General features: G+C 42.6%; 19 protein-coding genes. 14 read left to right on the top strand and 5 right to left on the bottom strand.

The genetic code is table 11. From position 1 onward, the window contains the following. Window positions 1–69 precede the first annotated feature (69 nt). The 8 genes from ABJF57_RS07540 to ABJF57_RS07505 all read left to right on the top strand — a co-directional run bounded on the left by ABJF57_RS07540 (window position 70) and on the right by ABJF57_RS07505 (window position 7,906). On the top strand, window positions 70–2,013 hold the full coding sequence (locus ABJF57_RS07540) for a thiamine pyrophosphate-binding protein (protein ID WP_462233910.1): 1,944 nt from the start codon (window positions 70–72) through the stop codon (window positions 2,011–2,013). Beyond that, a complete protein-coding gene (locus ABJF57_RS07535; protein WP_462233908.1) occupies window positions 2,013–3,260 on the top strand; it encodes a cation:proton antiporter in 1,248 nt (415 codons plus the stop codon). Before ABJF57_RS07540 ends, ABJF57_RS07535 begins: the two co-directional genes overlap by 1 nt. Beyond that, window positions 3,257–3,712, top strand: coding sequence for a hypothetical protein (locus ABJF57_RS07530; protein ID WP_462233906.1), 456 nt, complete (start codon window positions 3,257–3,259; stop codon window positions 3,710–3,712). The genes ABJF57_RS07535 and ABJF57_RS07530 overlap by 4 nt, the downstream gene beginning before the upstream one ends. 3 nt (window positions 3,713–3,715) lie before the next feature. Further along, a complete protein-coding gene (locus ABJF57_RS07525; RefSeq protein WP_462233904.1) occupies window positions 3,716–5,350 on the top strand; it encodes a glutamate synthase-related protein in 1,635 nt (544 codons plus the stop codon). Then, the gene (locus ABJF57_RS07520) at window positions 5,347–5,547 is read left to right on the top strand and encodes a hypothetical protein (protein ID WP_462233902.1); all 201 of its coding nucleotides are present in this window, start codon (window positions 5,347–5,349) and stop codon (window positions 5,545–5,547) included. The genes ABJF57_RS07525 and ABJF57_RS07520 overlap by 4 nt, the downstream gene beginning before the upstream one ends. A 137-nt stretch (window positions 5,548–5,684) precedes the next feature. Then, window positions 5,685–6,710 (top strand): Rieske 2Fe-2S domain-containing protein, encoded by a 1,026-nt coding sequence (locus tag ABJF57_RS07515; RefSeq protein ID WP_462233900.1) that lies wholly within the window; start codon window positions 5,685–5,687, stop codon window positions 6,708–6,710. Further along, complete coding sequence (locus tag ABJF57_RS07510) at window positions 6,707–7,510, top strand: hypothetical protein (protein ID WP_462233898.1); 804 nt, start codon at window positions 6,707–6,709, stop codon at window positions 7,508–7,510. Before ABJF57_RS07515 ends, ABJF57_RS07510 begins: the two co-directional genes overlap by 4 nt. An 18-nt stretch (window positions 7,511–7,528) precedes the next feature. Next, window positions 7,529–7,906, top strand: coding sequence for a YHS domain-containing (seleno)protein (locus ABJF57_RS07505; protein ID WP_462233896.1), 378 nt, complete (start codon window positions 7,529–7,531; stop codon window positions 7,904–7,906). A 130-nt stretch (window positions 7,907–8,036) separates the two neighbouring features. Here the strand turns inward: ABJF57_RS07505 and ABJF57_RS07500 are convergent, their stop codons facing one another. Further along, window positions 8,037–8,534 carry a hypothetical protein gene (locus ABJF57_RS07500; RefSeq protein ID WP_462233894.1) on the bottom strand — a complete coding sequence of 166 codons (498 nt, stop codon included), beginning with the start codon at window positions 8,532–8,534 and terminating at the stop codon, window positions 8,037–8,039. A gap of 309 nt (window positions 8,535–8,843) precedes the next feature. Here ABJF57_RS07500 and ABJF57_RS07495 point away from each other — a divergent pair, with 309 nt between their 5' ends. From ABJF57_RS07495 to ABJF57_RS07485, 3 genes are all read left to right on the top strand, one after another. Then, window positions 8,844–9,947 (top strand): helix-turn-helix domain-containing protein, encoded by a 1,104-nt coding sequence (locus ABJF57_RS07495; protein ID WP_462233893.1) that lies wholly within the window; start codon window positions 8,844–8,846, stop codon window positions 9,945–9,947. Between the two features lie 83 nt (window positions 9,948–10,030). Beyond that, the gene (locus ABJF57_RS07490; protein WP_462233891.1) at window positions 10,031–11,269 is read left to right on the top strand and encodes a S41 family peptidase; all 1,239 of its coding nucleotides are present in this window, start codon (window positions 10,031–10,033) and stop codon (window positions 11,267–11,269) included. A 96-nt stretch (window positions 11,270–11,365) separates the two neighbouring features. Beyond that, window positions 11,366–13,147, top strand: a complete 1,782-nt coding sequence (locus tag ABJF57_RS07485; RefSeq protein WP_462233889.1) for an acyl-CoA dehydrogenase — start codon at window positions 11,366–11,368, stop codon at window positions 13,145–13,147. A gap of 68 nt (window positions 13,148–13,215) precedes the next feature. On the opposite strand, the gene ABJF57_RS07480 is transcribed toward ABJF57_RS07485, so the two are convergent. Both ABJF57_RS07480 and ABJF57_RS07475 read right to left on the bottom strand, forming a co-directional pair. Further along, the gene (locus ABJF57_RS07480) at window positions 13,216–13,590 is read right to left on the bottom strand and encodes a DUF3224 domain-containing protein (protein ID WP_462233887.1); all 375 of its coding nucleotides are present in this window, start codon (window positions 13,588–13,590) and stop codon (window positions 13,216–13,218) included. Between the two features lie 57 nt (window positions 13,591–13,647). Beyond that, window positions 13,648–14,376, bottom strand: a complete 729-nt coding sequence (locus ABJF57_RS07475; protein WP_462233885.1) for a DUF3108 domain-containing protein — start codon at window positions 14,374–14,376, stop codon at window positions 13,648–13,650. 225 nt (window positions 14,377–14,601) lie between these two features. Between ABJF57_RS07475 and ABJF57_RS07470 the strand changes: the two genes are divergently transcribed. After that, window positions 14,602–15,630, top strand: a complete 1,029-nt coding sequence (locus ABJF57_RS07470) for a sensor histidine kinase (RefSeq protein WP_462233883.1) — start codon at window positions 14,602–14,604, stop codon at window positions 15,628–15,630. Next, window positions 15,627–16,337: a LytR/AlgR family response regulator transcription factor gene (locus ABJF57_RS07465; RefSeq protein WP_462233881.1), complete on the top strand. Its 711-nt coding sequence runs from the start codon at window positions 15,627–15,629 to the stop codon at window positions 16,335–16,337. Before ABJF57_RS07470 ends, ABJF57_RS07465 begins: the two co-directional genes overlap by 4 nt. Before the next feature lie 41 nt (window positions 16,338–16,378). Here the strand turns inward: ABJF57_RS07465 and ABJF57_RS07460 are convergent, their stop codons facing one another. Next, window positions 16,379–16,807, bottom strand: coding sequence for a VOC family protein (locus ABJF57_RS07460; protein WP_462233879.1), 429 nt, complete (start codon window positions 16,805–16,807; stop codon window positions 16,379–16,381). Window positions 16,808–16,945: 138 nt separating this feature from the next. Here ABJF57_RS07460 and ABJF57_RS07455 point away from each other — a divergent pair, with 138 nt between their 5' ends. Further along, on the top strand, window positions 16,946–17,356 hold the full coding sequence (locus ABJF57_RS07455; RefSeq protein WP_462233877.1) for an Lrp/AsnC family transcriptional regulator: 411 nt from the start codon (window positions 16,946–16,948) through the stop codon (window positions 17,354–17,356). A gap of 284 nt (window positions 17,357–17,640) precedes the next feature. On the opposite strand, the gene ABJF57_RS07450 is transcribed toward ABJF57_RS07455, so the two are convergent. After that, window positions 17,641–18,303 (bottom strand): TolB family protein, encoded by a 663-nt coding sequence (locus ABJF57_RS07450; RefSeq protein WP_462233875.1) that lies wholly within the window; start codon window positions 18,301–18,303, stop codon window positions 17,641–17,643. Window position 18,304 lies beyond the last annotated feature (1 nt).

Below are 18,304 nucleotides of genomic sequence, written 5' to 3'. Positions count from 1 at the left end.
CGGTATTTTTAATCTTAATTGGAAAGGGGTAAATTGATTGGCTACATCAAAACCCAACGATACTACCACATGCCTGCAAAAAAAATATGGAAGAAAGTCCTTGACGATCCTTCAAAACTCAAAGATGATCGTGTAATGACCGTGACTGCTGGTCACAAAAGCTTTTGCCTCACAAACCACAAAGGAAAATTCGGATGTCTGGACAATAAATGCCCCCATCAGGGAGGCCCTTTAGGCGAGGGTTCCATTGAAAATGGCTTGCTCAGGTGCCCCTGGCATGGATGGGATTACGATCCTATCTCTGGAAATGCACCTGGATTTGACGATGGGGTAGAATCATTTGATGTGGAGGTCAGGGATGATGGAGTTTATGTACAGCTAGAAGAAGAGGAAGAAAAAGAACGAACGGTTTCTGATGTCATGATAGAAACCATGGTGAATGCAGGTGTCACACATGCCTTTGGAATGGTTGGGCATTCAAACCTTGGTGTTGCAGATGCCATGCGATATCAGGAAGAGCAAGGAAGACTGACATTTATAGGTATTAGACATGAGGGGGCTGCAGCCTTTGCAGCTTCTGCCTATGGTAAAATCACGGGGAGGCCTGCCGCATGTTTTGGCATAGCCGGGCCTGGAGCTACCAACATGTATACGGGAATGTGGGATGCTAAAAACGATCGAGCGCCTTTGCTGGCACTATCAGGTCAGGTACAAACACAGGTGGTTGGTACTGGCGCGTTTCAAGAAGTGGATTTGGTTTCAGCATTCGAATCAGTAGCTTCTTTCAATCATAGAGCCCAATCGGATAGCAAGCATGCGGAACTCATGAACCTGGCGGTGAAGCATGCCATTGTCAATCGGGAAGTATCTCATATCACGTTTCCGGATGATGTACAGGTAATCAGCTCGGACGGAGAGGCTGGTACGCTTGAAAACAGAATTGCCAATCACAAAATCATTCCTCCTAAAGAAGTAATAGATCAGGCAACAGCCAAAATAAAGGCGGCTCAGCGGCCGGTGATCATTGTGGGGCATGGAGCACGTTTTGAAATGGATGCAATCACTGCGCTGGCCGAACAACTAAACAGCCCCGTTTTGACCACATTTAAAGGGAAGGGTTTGATATCAGACCATCACCCGTTAGGTTGTGGAGTTTTGGGTAGGAGTGGAACACCCATTGCATCCTATTTCATGAATGAAGCAGACTTACTTTTGGTTTTTGGAGCGTCATTCTCTAATCACACAGGTATTACACCAAAAGTGCCTACGATTCAAGTCGATTTTGATCGAATGGCGTTAGCCAAATTTCATGCAATAGATGTTCCGGTGTGGGGTGAGCTTGGGGAAACCGCACGTATCTTCACCAACCATCTTGCGTCAGCAAAAACGACCTTTGAAGATCGCAGACCTGCCATTGCAGAGCGTTGGGAAATATGGAGAGCAGAAAAAACGAAGCGTCTAAAAGAAACCAATGATAACGGTGTGAGTTCTGTCGCCGTGTTTGAGGCGATGAATCGACACATTCCGGCCAATGCGGCCATCGGAGTGGACGTAGGAAACAATACATATAGCTTTGGTAGGTACTTTGAATGTAAAAACCAATCCGTGGTAATGTCAGGTTATTTGGGATCGATTGGCTTTGGCTATCCAGCCGCTATGGGTTTGTGGGCCGCAGTAGGACACGAAAGACCCATCGTGGCGGTGACAGGAGACGGAGGGTTTGGACAGTATCCCATGGAGATAACTACAGCTGTCAAGTACAACATGCCAATCAAGCACATTCTTCTCAACAATCATGAATTAGGCAAAATATCCAAAGAGCAACGAGCTGTAGAATTTGATGTATGGAAGACGAGTCTTCAGAATCCTAATTTCTCAGAATTTGTAAATAGTTGCGGAGCCTTGGGTATTCGTGTCACTAAAACTGAGGATTTAGATGCAGCCTTTGAACGATTAATGGCGCATGATGGCCCAGGTACCATTGAAATCATGACTGATGCATTGTTGATCTGATGTTTCAGTCATTCATCATATTGCTCAGTCTAGCTGGATTACTCAGCTACATAAACCATAAGTTTATCAAGCTTCCTAGCTCAATAGGCATGACGATGCTTGCCATCATCATGGCCATTCCATTGGGATTGCTTGAAGTCATTAGTCCAGATCTGTTTCATCAGACCTGCACCATTGTCACTACTTTGGATTTCAAGACCTTACTGTTTGATGTCATGTTGAGCTTACTCTTGTTTGCTGGCGCATTAAACCTCCAAGTACGCGACCTTTCCATGGAGCGCAAGTCCATTCTATCGTTTGCCACATTGGGAGTTTTGATTTCAACGGTATTGATTGGTTTCCTGATTTATGGAACTACTTCACTGCTCGGCATATCGCTTCCATTAGGCTACGCACTTATTTTTGGGGCGCTAATCTCACCCACGGACCCAATCGCGGCTTTAGCTATTTTGAAAGAGCTAGGCGTGAAAAAGTCTCTGGAAAGTAAGATAGCTGGCGAGTCCCTTTTCAATGATGGCATAGGAGTAGTCGTTTTTGTGTCACTGGTCAACATTTTCACCATGAGTGATGAAGGAGTTGGGGTAGGTGAAGTAATAAGCATTTTCGCTGAAGAGGCGCTAGGAGGAATGATTGTAGGTGTCCTGCTGGGACTTCTGGGTTTTCAGCTGCTAAAATCAATCTCTGATGAGCCAAAGATAGATATCATGCTCACTTTAGTGATATCCATGGGAGGATATGCCCTATGTTCAGCATTAGGAGTTTCAGGGCCTTTGGCCATGGTATTCGCTGCTTTGATTATTGGCGAGAAGCTCAGATCTAGCCTGGCGTTTTCTTCCGAAGGGAAAATTGAGATGAATGTTTTCTGGGAAGTGCTGGACGAAATTCTGAATGCTGTGCTTTTTGTACTCATTGGACTTGAAGTGCTCGTACTTTCATTTGAATGGGATTATTTATTGATTAGCGCCCTGGCTATACCATTGGTGTTGCTCGCGAGATTCATCACCGTAGTGCTTCTTTCCAAATTCTTTCCAGATGAAGGAGACACTGATCCTGCTGCCACAGCCAAGATTTTAACCTGGGGAGGGCTCAGAGGAGCAATTTCCGTTGCACTTGCACTTTCACTTGATCCTTCACCTTATAGAGAGTTCATCTTATTCGTAACCTATGGAGTAGTGGTATTCTCCATCCTGGTGCAAGGCTTGACAATTAAAGGTGTGGCTAAAAAACTAAAAGTGACTTTGGAATGAGAAAACTCACATTGGCGCTACTGTTTTTTCCGTTGCTGCTTTCAGCTCAGATGAAAGAGAGCGGTGTAGCTCCCGGAGCAAGTGTAGTGCTTGGCGAGCATACAGGTGTCAACTTACGATTTCACTATTTTCCCAATCACAAGATGTGTTTTGGATTGGAAAGTAACCTTTTTCCAAAATCCGGGCATTCGCTAAGCGAAGGAATGGAACTCACCCTCAACGGCCACTTCATTTTCGAAGTTTCTGAGCATTGGGGAGTCTATCCGCTGGTTGGTGCAGGCTGGAAAAACCTCGAACATGAGTCTGGGTTTAGAGCACTTACAGGTGGAGGCTTGCATGGCTCATACGGAAGACTTGCGCCGTATGTAGAGTACATCTACAGTAGCGGCTTTGAACCGGAAGGGATTTTTATCATCGGAACATTTTTCACATTTGAATTAGGTAAAGAATAATATATGACAGCATTTGAAAACTTAACCACACCCGTAAAGATCGCCACCCTGAGTGATCTGCAAGAAAAAGAGCCTTCGCATGCGCAAGTATTGGGAACGGATCTGGTCGTTATAAAATATGGAGATGAAGCATCTGTGCTTTATGGAAGATGCCTTCATCGGGGAGCGCTGCTTTCAGATGGATTCATAGACGGGAAAAACCTGATATGTGGACTTCATAATTGGGACTATCGCTACGATACAGGAGTGAGTGCTTATGCTCCTGATGAGAAATTGAGAAAGTTTAAACACAGCATTAAAAGTGGTGGCCTTTACGTAGATCAGACGGAAATTGAAGCGTTTGAGGATAAAGAAGTACCTCCAAGATTCAATGAAAATGAATACTTAGGTAAGTATCAGGATACACATCCAGAACCGCCAGAACCTTACAATTCATACATCCAATCCTTAGCTAAAAATGGCTTGAAAGAGTTTGGGCATCACGGGCAAACTACCGCCATGGGTGTAGAACGAGATTTGCTACCCAGTTGGAATGATATCCAATTTTTACCGGCCCAGCTGAGTCGCAAGCCGTTGTTGGATGAAGAAGCTGTAGACACAGCTGTGGTAATTGGCCCCAACGCTAAAAAGCCCTTGAAGCTAGACATTCCGTTGTTCGTGTCAGATATGTCTTTCGGTGCCTTATCCAGAGAAGCTAAGATCGCTCTTTCAAAAGGCGCTGAGCTCGCCGGTACAGGTATCTGTTCGGGTGAAGGAGGGATGCTTGAAGATGAGCAGAAAGAAAACTCACGATACCTCTATGAGCTGGCTTCTGCGAAGTTCGGTTTCTCATGGGATAAGATGAAGAAAATACAAGCGTTCCATTTCAAAGGAGGTCAGGGGGCAAAGACTGGAACAGGAGGTCACTTGCCAGGGCATAAAGTGGTCGGTGAGATTGCCAAAGTTCGCGGTTTGAGTGAAGGCACTTCAGCCATTAGTCCTGCAACTTTTACGGACCTAACCACGGCTCAGGAATTCGCAGCTTTTGCAGATACTGTTCGTGATGAAAGTGGAGGTGTTCCAATCGGATTTAAGATTGCTGCATCGCGCATTGAAGAGGACATAGACTTTGCACTGGAGTCAGGTGTTGACTACATCATTTTAGATGGTAGAGGAGGAGGAACGGGAGCTGCTCCGATTGTACTTAGGAACCACATAAATGTACCAACGATTCCAGCCTTAGCTAGAGCAAGAAAACACCTGGATAAGGTGGGAGCATCAGGAATTAGCCTGGTTGTTACGGGTGGATTGCGAGTTCCTTCCGATTTTGCAAAGGCCATGGCTATGGGAGCGGATGCCATTGCCGTATCCAATTCTGCACTTCAGGCCATCGGATGTTTAGGCATGAGAGCGTGTCATACAGACAACTGTCCTGTCGGTATTGCCACACAAAAGCAAAACCTCAGATCGAGATTAATCATTGATAAATCAGCTGAACGTTTGAGTAATTATTTCAAGGCGTCTGCCGATTTGATGAAGGTCATCAGTCGAGCGGTTGGGCATGATCGTTTATCCAAGTTATGCATGGAAGACCTATCCACATTTGATCATGACATGCACCGATTGACTGGCATTCAATATGGAGGAGTGAACCCATGATTGAAAGCGCAGTAGATATTTTATTGGGAGTAATGACCATGTACCTTATTGCTGGAGTGCTCTTTAGCATTTACTTCTATGTGAAGGGAGCATCAAAGATTGATGAAGGCACCGATGGTACGCCATGGCATTTCAAACTCATCATATTTCCTGGAGTGGTGCTTTTGTGGCCTGCATTATTTATTAAACTATTATAAAGTATGACCAGAGGGCTGAGAAAAAGACATGTAATTATTTGGACACTTCTGGCAATTGTGATCTCTTTTTTGATGGTAAAATCCCGCACATATATCCCTGTCTTTAAAGGGGATATACAAACAGAATCAGTAAGCGAATGAGTGTTTCCTATACATCGATCCTGTGGAATAAACATAAGAAACAGTATGATCTGGCTATACTGGTAAGCGTCGTGCTGTTTATTGGCACATTCACCATACTGAATACCCTATTACACGAGGAAGTCACCTTTGAAACAAATTTGATTCGATCGTTCGGTTGGGTGTCCATTTTACTTCTACACGTCATTTTAGTTATTGGCCCATTGGCTCGTTTGAATGCTAAGTTCAATGTGGTGCTTTACAATAGACGACATCTTGGAGTTACGATGTTTCTGATGGGCTTGATTCACGGTGGATTTAGCATTCTTCAGTTTCATTCATTGGGAAACATGAATGCCATTCGTTCAGTGTTTCTTTCCAACCTGCAATACGATAGCTTGACGTATTTCCCATTTCAAACGTTGGGTTTTTTTGGCTTGCTGATTTTGGCCGTCATGGCTGTCAGTAGTCACGACTTTTGGTTGAAGAACCTTGGGTCAAGAACATGGAAAGCTCTTCATATGATGGTATACATAGCCTATGGTTTACTGATTATGCATGTCATCCTTGGAGGTCTACAGAATGAAACCAGTCCAGTTATTTTTGGGATTGTGCTTGTGGGATTTGTGCTGGTTGCTGGACTGCATATTGCTGCAGGTTTCAAGGAAATTACACTGGATAGACCAATAGAGACATCTGCAGAATTCATTCCTGTTTGCAAAGTTGATGAGATCCAGGAAGACAGAGCTAAGATATTTACTGTTAGTGGGGAGCGGGTAGCCATTTTCAAGTATGATGGGAAAATTTCTGCGATAAACAATGTATGCCGGCACCAGGGCGGCCCGTTGGGCGAAGGAAAGATCATCGATGGATGTATTACATGTCCGTGGCATGGTTACCAATATTTGCCGGCCAATGGACAGTCACCGCCACCCTTTACAGAAAAGGTAGAAACTTATCGATTGAAACTGGAGGAAGATCAGATACTGATTGACCCCACGCCAAATGAACCAGGCACTCAGGTAGATCCTATACAAATATGAAGGACGACTTTTACATTGGTTGGAGCGATGAGACTCCAAAGAGCTATGCCGCAAAAGCAACGTTTTTTTTCGTTTTCGTGCTTATTTCCATGATTTCCATTGCGGTCATCTATGTGAAAAACCAGCGCGGATACATTGATAGCACTTATGAGTATGGTGTATTGCAGGAGTTTTCTGGATTTTTAGTAAAAGATCCGATCTGGGGACTCAGGATAGATGAAGGAGGGGAGATTAAAACGATACCACTCGTGGGTTTCGGGAAGATGGGGCCTGAATCTACGCTTTCTAAGATGATGGAAACACATGAGCTGAAAGAAGGAACAATGGTTACGCTTCGGGGAATGGTTTTTCACTATCAAGGAAAATACTGGATGGAGCTTACAGAAAAAGAAAATAGCCTTGTTTCAGCGGGAGGACGAACAATGTTAACCCGGGAAATAAAAATGGTAGGCTACAGGAAGTTGGAAGGGGAAATAGTGGATCCAAAATGCTTTTTCGGTGTGATGAACCCAGCAGTAAAAGCTGTTCATCGAAGCTGCGCTATTCGTTGCATATCTGCAGGGATGCCGCCAGTTCTTGCAATTCGAGAAAATGGGTACTTCGTTGATTACTACTTTCTGCACGGAAAAGATATGGAAGATATTTCAAGCACTATTCTGCCGTATGTCGGCTTGCCTATCGAGGTTTCTGGTGGGGTAGCCATGTATGATGATTGGAAATCACTGACGATCGATACGTCTGACCTCAAGGTTGTCCTGAATAAGGCTTTGAACACAAACCCTGTTGCATTTTGTAATTAGTTTGCTAAAAGAAACTGATTGAGTTTAGACAATTCAGAAATCTTTCATGAAAAAGGCATCGCTTTATTGGGCTATGATGTTGTAGCTTATTTCACATTAGACAAAGCCGTCAAGGGAATGGCTGTACACTCCTTTGAATGGAAAGAGAAAGCTTGGTACTTTATATCTCCTGAACATAAAGAACTGTTTATTCAACATCCTGAAAATTATGCACCTCAATATGGTGGCTTCTGTGCGTTTGGAATTTCCAATGGATACAAAGCCAGCACCAGACCTGAAGCTTTTACCATTGAGGACGGAAAGTTGTACCTCAACTTTGCGAAGTACGTGAGAAACGATGGATGGAAAAGAAGGGCAATCATATCCAATCGGCAAATAGAGAATGGTCGAGCATGAGGGCCTCCGCATCAATCAAAGCTCATCCCATCCCTATTTGGTGGAAGTATCAATTTTTGAAATTGGTCGGGAAGGATCTGTTTGGTGAAGTAAAAAAGGATCCTGCTAAAATTTAACAGGATCCTTTCTCTTAATATTCAATCAATCCATTCGAAAGTCGTTGAATTAGTTCTTTGTTGTTTTTGAAATACTTAGCATTTGCTTCAACAAACACAAGGTAGTTTTTATTGGTTTTTTCGCTGTAGAGTGCTGTAATGAGCGCTTTTTTCTTATTTCTTTTTAAGACAAGCCTAACACCTATGAAATCGGATTCTACATTTTTTTTATCCACTAATTCCGACGAAATGATTTCATCCTTGGAATAGTCTAGCTGCCCGGTAATTGTTTTCACAGACTGCATGAGCATATCTGTATTTGTGGCCTCTTCTGCAAAGGGCCACTTCATAATTTCCAACTTTGCATGTTCGCTTTCCATTTCATACACTACCTTATTTTCATTGATTACCTTTTTAGTAAAAGCATGAGGAACATGAAAAAATGTGTTCTCTTTCCACTTTTGGCTATAGACACTTTGTGCATTCAGATGATAGGAGAGTGCTAAAAAAACACCTAGTATAATATATTTCATTTTATAGTGAGTTATAAATAATGATTTCAAGACAATACAAAGCATGTGTGACTTTTTCTGCGGCGTGCAGATAAAATCAACAGTAAAGTCTCCAATATAAAAGGTGGTAGTGTTGGCTTTTTCTATCAGAAAATGACAGAAGAAAGCGTTTGTGACGTAAAATTAACGAATTACTTTTCTTATTATTCTAAACATTCCATAATAATAATCTTAGCTGGTTATGTTGTTAAGAGCCACTATTCTGAAAAATGGTTGGAGCCATGCAACTGAGGAGTTCGTTTGGCGTCTTTAACAAACGGTATGAACAGCATGCAATTCTCATTTTCTTCCATTGCCGCTTTGTTTGCGGGTTTGATAGGCATCATAGTTGTCTGTTTTTTTCTAAGCAAGCAAAGAGGCAAACAGCATCGATTGCTTATCTATTTCCTATTAATACTTATTTACATGCAGGCATATTCATTTGCATTTGATACTGGCCTCATGCTCAGTTTCCCCTGGGTTCTCAATTCTAACATTCCATTGGTATTCCTACTGGGTCCTTTGCTGCATGGCTACTCGCATTACCTACAGCAACGCAAGCTCACTTCAATGGAATGGATCATTCACTTACTGCCATTCATCTTCGTTACTTTGTACTTCTTTAATTTCTACTTGCAAGGGAACGGATACAAGTTCAACATCATTGCTAATTCAATCGATGCTGATGAACCGCTACAGTCTTATGTAAAGGACTTTCCATCTGATCCATGGAACCTGAACGGATGGATAGTTGTGGAGCTACAATGTCTGCATTTACTTGTCTATGGAATAAGTACGCACTTAAGCATATTTCGGTCTTCTGCTCGATCAAGGTGGTTGATCCTCCTCAACTTTAGTTTGATTGTTGCATCAGTTGTTCTATTTATGTCGGAAGGAGGAGTGATTAATGGCGTCCGCTTTTTAGGCACTTTTTTACCTCCGCTATCTAATGCACTTTTCGCAGTAATAGTCTTGTATGGTTTTGCTATTTACTTAATCATCAAGCCATCTTTTTTAATGCAGTATGTACCTAAGTATCAAAAGTCATCCATCAATGAAGATTGGAGAAAGCAGAAGGCGAAAGATTTACTTACCACATTGGAGCAAGACAAACTCTACCTCAGCTCGGACCTCTCTTTGCAGCTTGTGGCAGATGCCATGGGCATAAAAAAACACCACCTTTCTCAGGTAATCAATCAGGAACTGAACTGTACCTTCTTTGAGTTATTGAATAGGTTTAGAATTAATGAAGCTAGACAAGTGCTGAGCCAGGAAGCAGATTGTAAGATGGAAGCATTGGCGTACCAGCTAGGTTACCGGTCCAAGTCCGCTTTTTTCATCGCCTTCAAAAAGGAAACCAGTCAAACTCCGGGACAGTTTGCACGCAGCATTTAGTTTTTTCCGTTCCGAAAAAACCCAAAAAAGACCCAATTCTTTAGCAAAAGACGATTTCTGGAATACCTATGTCCTAAAAAAAAATGAAAAGGACAATTTTATTCTTTGCACTATTCACTCTAGGACTAGTGAGTACTGCGCAAACATTGAATACTGAACAATGGATTCATGATTTGGACTACCTGAACGGTAAAATTCAGAGACAATTCGATTCTTTTACTCCAGGTGTAAAAGAGCAATTTCAATCAGCAATTGAACAGATAAAATCAGGGATCGATGAGATGGAGTCTCATGAGGTTACATGTGAAATTATGCGAGCCTTGGCAATGCTTAAAGATGGGCATACGGAGTTAAACATCGGCCATCGTAACGTAGGATTTCATCGGATGCCGCTTTTGCTCTACTTCTTCGAAGGAAATTTGCGCGTGATTGCCGCGCATGAGGAGTATGAAGATCTACTTGGGGCCAAAATTATTGGCATAGGAAACAGCACGTTCGATGAAGTTTTCGAAATGCTTACTAAGCGAATGTCTGCGGACAATGCAATTGAATACTTGCATGCCGGTCCCGGTTACCTGATACTTACTGAACTCCTGGAGTGTATGGGCGTATCAGATGACCCCATAGCTGCCAGCATCTCATTTGAATTAACCGGGGGTGAAACCCGAAAAGTTTCCTTTCAAGGACTGGAAGTCAAGGAGTACCAAGAAGGTACCTGGAAATTCGTAACTACGGGTGAACAACCCTTGTATTTGAGTAACGGGAAGGAGAGCTACTGGTTTAAATGGCTTCCGGATGAGCAGATCATGTATGTTCAAATCAATCGATTGAATAACCAAAAAGGAGCTCCTTCAATTAAGAAGTTTTCAACTAATCTTTTCAAGGAAATAGATAAACGAAAGCCCGCCAAAGTGATCTTTGATGTTAGAAAAAATAATGGAGGTAATTATCACTTGAGTAGACCCATTGTTAATGGAATCAAGAATAGAGATTGGTTAAACCAGCAAGGGAAAGTGTGGTTTATTACTGGGAGAAGGACGTTTTCAGCAGCAAGCACGATGGGGATATTTCTCAAAAAGGAAACAGAAACCATTCTCATTGGCGAACCAGGAAGAACGCATCCGAATCTTGCGGATAACAACGAATACATGAATCTTCCAAATTCTGATTACTTGATAGAGTATACGACCAAAATCAAAAAGCATTGGCCTGAACGCCCAGAGCTCACCATGATTCCTGTGGATGTCGAGATCCTTCCTGATTTTGAATCCTATAAGATTGGAAAGGATAAAGTCATGGAATATCTTATCCAGAACGATTAATCTATGAAGGAGTATAACAAGGGAGGGAGTTGATGGTCTGATTGGATTGCCGATTTTAAAATCAATTATCTTGGGTGAAGAATCATTCGAGCTAAAATGCAATATTACGATCCCAAAACCCTTTCCTTTTTACTCTCCGACGTTCATCAGCTTCAAGAACTCTTGAATGCTGAACGATATGCTGCATATGATCAACAATCCATTGATCTGTTGTTGGATGCTGTTAAGGATTTTAGTGATACATCGCTATTCCCTTTTGTCAAAGAGATGGACGAGAAGCCGTCTGTTTTTAAGGAAGGCCGGGTGACGATTCATGAACAATTTGGGCCGATTTTGAAGAAAGCAGGAGAGATGGGGTTGATCGGTGCCTTTATGGATGAGAAGGACAATGGGCTACAGTTGCCAATGATGGTTTTCAATGCCTTGTATTTCATCATGGAGGCAGCCAACAACCACGTGACAGGATATCTGGGCCTTACTGCTGGTTCTGCCAATTTAATCTTGACCTACGGCTCAGAAGAGCTAAAACAAAAGTACGTGCCCAACATGCTAGAGATGCGTTGGTCAGGAACCATGTGCCTGACGGAACCACATGCCGGGAGTTCTTTGTCAGATATCACTTCCTCTGCCATCCCTAAAGGTGACGATACATATGCTATCAAAGGGCAGAAGATTTTTATCTCTGCCAGCGATCACCAGTTTTCCGACAATTTCATACACCTGGTGCTGGCACGAGTCAAAGGAGCTCCAGCCGGGACGAAGGGTATCTCTTTGTTTGTCGTACCGCAATACCATGTCAATGATGATGGGTCGATCGGAGAATACAATCATGTAGATGTCGTAGGTGAGTTTGAAAAATTGGGTCAGAGAGGGTACTGCACCAATCATCTGGCGTTTGGTGATAGTGGAGAGAGCGTAGGTTACCTGGTGGGACAAGAGAACAAGGGATTGAGTTACATGTTTCAGATGATGAACGAGGCACGCATAGCCACGGGCCGCATGGGGACAGGCATAGCTTCAGCCGCATACTACGCCTCGTTGCAGTATGCCAAGGAACGTCCGCAGGGTAGGAAGCTTCAAAGTACAGGTCAGAAAGATCCAAGCGAAGAGCAGACCCTCATTATCAACCACCCAGACGTGAAACGTATGCTGCTGCATCAGAAGGCGATTGTTGAAGGTAGCTTGAGTTTGATATTGCAATGCTCGTATTACGTAGACAAATCACTGACTGAGGAAGGAGATGAAAAAAATACCTATCACCTGCTGTGCGAAATCCTAAACCCCATAGCCAAAACTTATCCCTCTGAGGCAGGGAAAGAAGCGGTAGATACAGGCCTACAGGTGTTGGGTGGCTATGGTTACATGATGGATTTTATTTTGCAGCAATACCTTCGAGACATCCGCATCATCTCGATCTATGAAGGCACCACAGGAATTCAGTCACTCGACTTGCTGGGCAGAAAAGTAACCATGATGGATGGTGCCGCACTGAAACTGTTGGCGAAAGAAATGGAGACGACGATTGCTGAGGCGATGGACAAGGAAGAACTTAAACAATACGCAATAACATTGGGGGAGAACGCCAAGCTGATAGAAATGTGTCTGAGAAACCTGATGCCTTACGCAAAGCAAGGGAATCATGAGCGATACCTGGCAGATGCTACCATCTTTATGGACTTATTTAGTACAGTGGTTATTGGCTGGCAATGGTTAAAAATCGGGGTGGCAGCACTGGGACAGAATGAAGTGTTTATGCAAAGCAAACTACATACGTTGGAATACTTTTATAAATATGAAATGTCCCGCTGCAAAGGCTTGCAAAAAACGATCTGCGACGATTCGGAGGTGACGATAAAGATGGGAGTAGAGATGTATTAAAGTAGTGATCTGTAATCAGTAACCAGTTGATAGGTAGACTTGATCCGCATCTTCTGAAAACGGTCATTTCATACGTGCTCATAATGGAGTTCATAATGATGAACTCCATCTGCCTGAGTAATAGTCAAAGTACCGGATATGGTTGCTAATTCATCACTTCCAGAACCTTCCAGGATATCGATTTGAAGCGTTTGAGAATTTTTATCCATGAAGCCTTTATGTGCTAATGTAAATTCACCTTTCTTCCCATCAACAGTGCCAGAAAACTCTTCAATGGCGAAATAGACTGCACCTCCGTCCTCAACTCTTTTGCTGATCATTTGCCCCAGCCCTTTGCCTACCATATCTCCCTGATAGGTTTTATCTAAGGTAAATCTTCCGGCTGGTACTCCTTCATCCGTTTGTGGATTCATGATGATTTCGAACGTTCCTTTTGCGATCATACTGCAGATGTTTTCTTCAATCTAGCAGAATTACTCATCAGTTTCAAATCGAAAAACCTAAAACTTCCGGATCTTATGAATCTGCAACCCGTTGTATTCTCCCTCCATTTTCACAAATTTCCGCTCATCTATGGTATACCAAAAACGTGTAGGTTGTTTGCCTGCATAATCAATGAATAGCACCCAGCACATCTTTTTGCCCAATCCATTTATTTCAAGCTCTTCTTTGCGCTCCACAATCATTTTGTAGTAAGCAGGAGGGCTGTACGCACTCCCCGCATGAAAAAAGGGAATGGCAAAGACAGCCCCTTCTTTCATCGATAATATGGCATACGTTTCAATATCTATCTCAAAGTTGAAAACCGGATGGGGCAGCTCTTTGCGATAATCTGCTGCGGCATTATTCGATGCTGAATCAAGGCCGGTGATCTTATCTGGAAAAAAACTGTAGGCTTCTTTCTTTCCTTCCGTGTTCCTGATCTGAATGATTGGCTCGAATGTGCCATGCTTCACCAGTGCAAGGAAGCTGCCGTTGAAGTTATTGCCAGACCATGTATGAGTTATCGCAATTACTCTCTTGCCATTCATCATCTCCTCACTGGTAGCAGAGATGAATGAAATTTCAGGCCCACGTTTGCCATTTTTCTCTGAATACACTGTGAAAGGGTAGCTTTCGTAGCTGAGCTTGTCAAAATCACCAAATGATTTCCCTACATGTAAAGTGTCTATGGATTGAGCAAATGTGGATTGACTAAATAGCAGCAATGTAATGATGAAGATTCTCATAATTGTTCCTTTTTGAGTTTGAATATTTCCGCCAATTTTGATATCCACACCCACATTGGAAAGTTTATTATACCATCTGCCCGATCAACTAGACGTACGCAGAGCTGAAGCAGATACTTGCGACAGGTGGAGTAAAGGACTCAAAGCGTCGATTATAAACCACCATCGGTATAAATGCATTGTGCAATGGCCGATTTGATCAATAGCTTTAGGTTTCAAACCTGCATGAAAGCATTGTTCACTCGATACCGATTACTGTTTTTTCATCTGATCTTTTGGACGGTATTGATATCCTATCGCCTATTTGACTTTACCCAATACCTCAGCATTCAACAGGCGTTAATCTTTTTTGGCATTCCGACAGCACTTAACATGTGCATTAGTTATGTGCATTACTTTTTCATTTTGCCCTACATCTATGGCCAAAAAAAAGTACGGAGGTATTTCGTGCTGCTGACCTTTACGCTGATCGCATTCCTTTATCTACGTTTCCTATCCGATCACCTTTTTGTGGTGCACCTAGTTCCGGAGCAAGCCTATTACAAGTCCATTCACCTGGCCCGAGTCTTGAGCGTACTGTGGGGATACTTGTCCTTCACGGTGCTTACAGTAATGATCAAATTGGCTGTGGATTGGTATGAGCTTGAGAATAAACGAAAGCAATTGGAAAACGAAAAACTCAGTGCTGAATTGAAGTATCTCAAGTCCCAGATAAATCCCCATTTTTTGTTCAACACCTTGCACAATCTGAATTATCTCGCGCTTAGCAAAGATGCTACCGCCAGCGACGTGATTATTCGCCTTTCCAACATGATGCGGTACATGATTTACGATACCAATAAAGAGGAGGTATTGATCAAGGAAGAGATACAATACATGAAAGACTACATTGAGTTGGAGAAGATACGCCTGAATCAATCCTTTACGCTCACCTTTGAGGTGGGAGAAAACGTCGGGGATTGTAAGATTGCACCCTTGCTGCTATTCACCTGTCTAGAAAATGCATTTAAGCACGGAGTGAGTGATAAGCAGAAAAGCTGGGTAACTGTGAGGCTGAGGAGAGAAGAAGAGACATTTCATTACTGGGTGTCTAATTCGAAGATTGCACAACCCTCCACAAATGAACCGTCCGGTTTCGGGCTGCATAACTTAAGAAAAAGACTGACGTTGCACTATCCGATGAGTCATGAACTTCAAGTGGAGGAAACTGACAACCAATACAGTATCCATCTTAAAATCACTGGGATCGTATGAAATGCATAATCATTGATGATGAGCCTTTGGCGCGTAAACTGTTGGTGGATTACATCGTGAAGGTGCCATACCTCGAGTTGAGAGGAGCGTTTTCTTCGGCACTAGATGCCCTGGAGATGATCAATAGCCAGCACGTTGATTTACTCTTTCTGGATATTCAAATGCCTGACATTAATGGCGTGGATTTTTTAAGGTCGTTGCATTCAAAACCATCAGTGATATTTACTACTGCTCATTCAGAATACGCTTTTGATGGCTACCAGCTGGATGTGCTTGACTACTTACTCAAGCCTTTCAATTTCAGTACTTTTTTACGTTCCGTAGAGAAGGTAAAGCGGCTTAATCCGATGAGTATACCTGCTAAAAGTGAAAAAGAACAACCCTTCATTTTTCTAAAACAAGGGAATGTACTGGTCAAGGTGCAGGTTTCGGATATCTACTACATCAAAGGTTTGAAGGACTACCTGAGGATCATCACCAAAAAGGGACAATATGTGGTTTTGCAAACGATGAAATCAATGTTGGAAAAGCTTTCACCCTATCATTTTGTGCGGGTACATAATTCCTATATGATCTCGATACGACACATCGAATCAGTGGATAGCACCAAAGTAAAAGTAGGAGGTGAGCCTATTCCCATCGGGGGGATGTATAAAAAGCATTTCCATGAATCGATCAAGGATTTGTTGGATGAGGGAAAAGTGTGACGACAGATGCTATATCGGGTTAGGTCTAAAATAGCGCTTTGTTATGCAGAGAAAAGTTGATCTACATTCCTAAGCGCCTTGAACTCCAGAGCGTTGCCTTCTGGGTCGCAAAAAAACATGGTGGCTTGCTCACCAACCTCACCTTGAAATCGAATACTTGGTTCAAGAATAAATTGCATGCCTTTTCTTTTTAGCATTTCTGCTAAATCGCTCCATTTATCCCAAGGTAGCACTACACCAAAGTGTGGAACGGGAACCTGATGACCATCTACCGCATTGGTGATGGGGGCTGTTTGAAAAGTACGCTTTGCAGCCTGATGTATGACCAACTGATGTCCAAAAAGATTGAAGTCAACCCAACGAGCACTGCTTCTGCCTTCCGAACATTCCAAAACATCCCTATAAAATTGGCGGCATATATTTAGATCGCGAACCGGAATGGCCAGGTGGAAAGGAGTTGTAGTTTCCATGATGAATGCTTGTTTTATTTAAATCAAAATTAGACTGGTATTGTGTGTATTTAAAGTGGAATCAACTGATACTAGATGTAATTATGAATTAAAAGACTTTATTTTGAATGATAAACGATTGATTCTGCTATGGATGAAATGGATGCTAAAATACTGGCAACTCTGGAGAAGAATTCCAGACTGTCATTCGCGGAAATAGGACGGGTTGTTGGACTTTCTCCATCTGCTTCACGCGACCGTGTGCAAAAGCTAGAGGGCAAGGGGATAATAAAGAATTACACGATTACCACAGACCAATGCTTACTTGGCTATGATATTGAAGCCTTCATTTCGATAAAGGTCTTTCATGGCAAGTTGAAGTTTTTTCTCAGCGCTGTTGGAAGTTTTCCTGAAGTACGTAAGGCCTATCGAATTACCGGTGGGCAAAACCTGCTGCTGGAAGTTCGTGCGAAGGATCGACTTCAATTGCAAAACCTCATTGACCAAATCATGGAGTACGGCGATACAGTTACACAGCTGGTACTTTCCGAAGTAGTGCTTGAAAGGTAAACTGCTAGAAGTCATCTCTATCAATACCACGAAGGTTGAAGACTGGTTGCATTTTCCTGTGTGAGTGGCTTTACTTCATTGGTAGATAGATCAGCTATGAAAAGTTCAAATAGCCAACCTTCACCGTGCTTTAGTGAATACAATTTTGTCATCATCTACAGACCACCCGGTACTGTACGAAAAAATTGGAGACTCCGATAAGCTATTCAGGTAGTTCTTTTCAGATGCTTTTGCACCATATAGTGTTTGCTCTGTATTATCTGTTAGGTTGAACACATGTGTGGTTACAGACTCGTCATCATGTATTTTTGAAAAGCAAGTAAACTTCCGTTAGAAGAAAGAGAGGGAGCAATGGCATGCCAGTCTTTGCTGTTGCAGACAGGCTCAGTCTTTCCTGACTCAATAATCAATCGCTCAATGGCATAAATACCATCAATGTTTATCTGATAGTAGATAGATTTCCCATCATGAGAAAAATGAGGAGCGTAGTGATTATGACCGTTGCTGGTAAGTTGTCTCACCTTTTTGCCTTGCACATCTGTGATAAATATCTGACGGTACCCGGAGCGTCCATTGGTAAACCCTACGAAGACTATGGACTGACCGTCTGCTGACCAATCAGCATCATACTCATATCCTTTAGAATTGGAAAGTAATTTTTTTATGCTACCGGATTTAATATCTCCATTTTCAAGTTCTGCAATGGCAAGTTTCCAACCACCATATCTGTAAGTATTGAAAACAATGAGCCTAGCATCGGGCGAAACTTGCGGCTGGTATTCTCCTCGAGATTCCCTGGTGGTCAATCTACTGACTGTTCTATCCAAATCAACTCGGAATAAATCAGAGTAGCCGTCACCGCCAGAAAAATAAATTGATCTTTCCTGGCTCATCAGAGGTGAAACAGCACAAAGGACGAAGGCTAGTAAATAGGTGCGGATTGCCATG

It is taken from the genome of Ekhidna sp. (genome assembly GCF_039940915.1).
GTDB lineage: Bacteria > Bacteroidota > Bacteroidia > Cytophagales > Cyclobacteriaceae > Ekhidna.
This window is presented reverse-complemented; position numbering and strand designations above follow the sequence as displayed.

Bases quoted from the DNA above. Each gene is read 5' to 3' on its own strand.
- ABJF57_RS07540 (WP_462233910.1), top strand. From the start codon at position 70: ATGCCTGCAAAAAAAATATGGAAGAAAGTCCTTGACGATCCTTCAAAA.
- ABJF57_RS07535 (WP_462233908.1), top strand. From the start codon at position 2,013: ATGTTTCAGTCATTCATCATATTGCTCAGTCTAGCTGGATTACTCAGC.
- ABJF57_RS07530 (WP_462233906.1), top strand. From the start codon at position 3,257: ATGAGAAAACTCACATTGGCGCTACTGTTTTTTCCGTTGCTGCTTTCA.
- ABJF57_RS07525 (WP_462233904.1), top strand. From the start codon at position 3,716: ATGACAGCATTTGAAAACTTAACCACACCCGTAAAGATCGCCACCCTG.
- ABJF57_RS07520 (WP_462233902.1), top strand. From the start codon at position 5,347: ATGATTGAAAGCGCAGTAGATATTTTATTGGGAGTAATGACCATGTAC.
- ABJF57_RS07515 (WP_462233900.1), top strand. From the start codon at position 5,685: ATGAGTGTTTCCTATACATCGATCCTGTGGAATAAACATAAGAAACAG.
- ABJF57_RS07510 (WP_462233898.1), top strand. From the start codon at position 6,707: ATGAAGGACGACTTTTACATTGGTTGGAGCGATGAGACTCCAAAGAGC.
- ABJF57_RS07500 (WP_462233894.1), bottom strand. From the start codon at position 8,534: ATGAAATATATTATACTAGGTGTTTTTTTAGCACTCTCCTATCATCTG.
- ABJF57_RS07495 (WP_462233893.1), top strand. From the start codon at position 8,844: ATGCAATTCTCATTTTCTTCCATTGCCGCTTTGTTTGCGGGTTTGATA.
- ABJF57_RS07490 (WP_462233891.1), top strand. From the start codon at position 10,031: ATGAAAAGGACAATTTTATTCTTTGCACTATTCACTCTAGGACTAGTG.
- ABJF57_RS07485 (WP_462233889.1), top strand. From the start codon at position 11,366: ATGCAATATTACGATCCCAAAACCCTTTCCTTTTTACTCTCCGACGTT.
- ABJF57_RS07480 (WP_462233887.1), bottom strand. From the start codon at position 13,590: ATGATCGCAAAAGGAACGTTCGAAATCATCATGAATCCACAAACGGAT.
- ABJF57_RS07475 (WP_462233885.1), bottom strand. From the start codon at position 14,376: ATGAGAATCTTCATCATTACATTGCTGCTATTTAGTCAATCCACATTT.
- ABJF57_RS07470 (WP_462233883.1), top strand. From the start codon at position 14,602: ATGAAAGCATTGTTCACTCGATACCGATTACTGTTTTTTCATCTGATC.
- ABJF57_RS07465 (WP_462233881.1), top strand. From the start codon at position 15,627: ATGAAATGCATAATCATTGATGATGAGCCTTTGGCGCGTAAACTGTTG.
- ABJF57_RS07460 (WP_462233879.1), bottom strand. From the start codon at position 16,807: ATGGAAACTACAACTCCTTTCCACCTGGCCATTCCGGTTCGCGATCTA.
- ABJF57_RS07455 (WP_462233877.1), top strand. From the start codon at position 16,946: ATGGATGCTAAAATACTGGCAACTCTGGAGAAGAATTCCAGACTGTCA.
- ABJF57_RS07450 (WP_462233875.1), bottom strand. From the start codon at position 18,303: ATGGCAATCCGCACCTATTTACTAGCCTTCGTCCTTTGTGCTGTTTCA.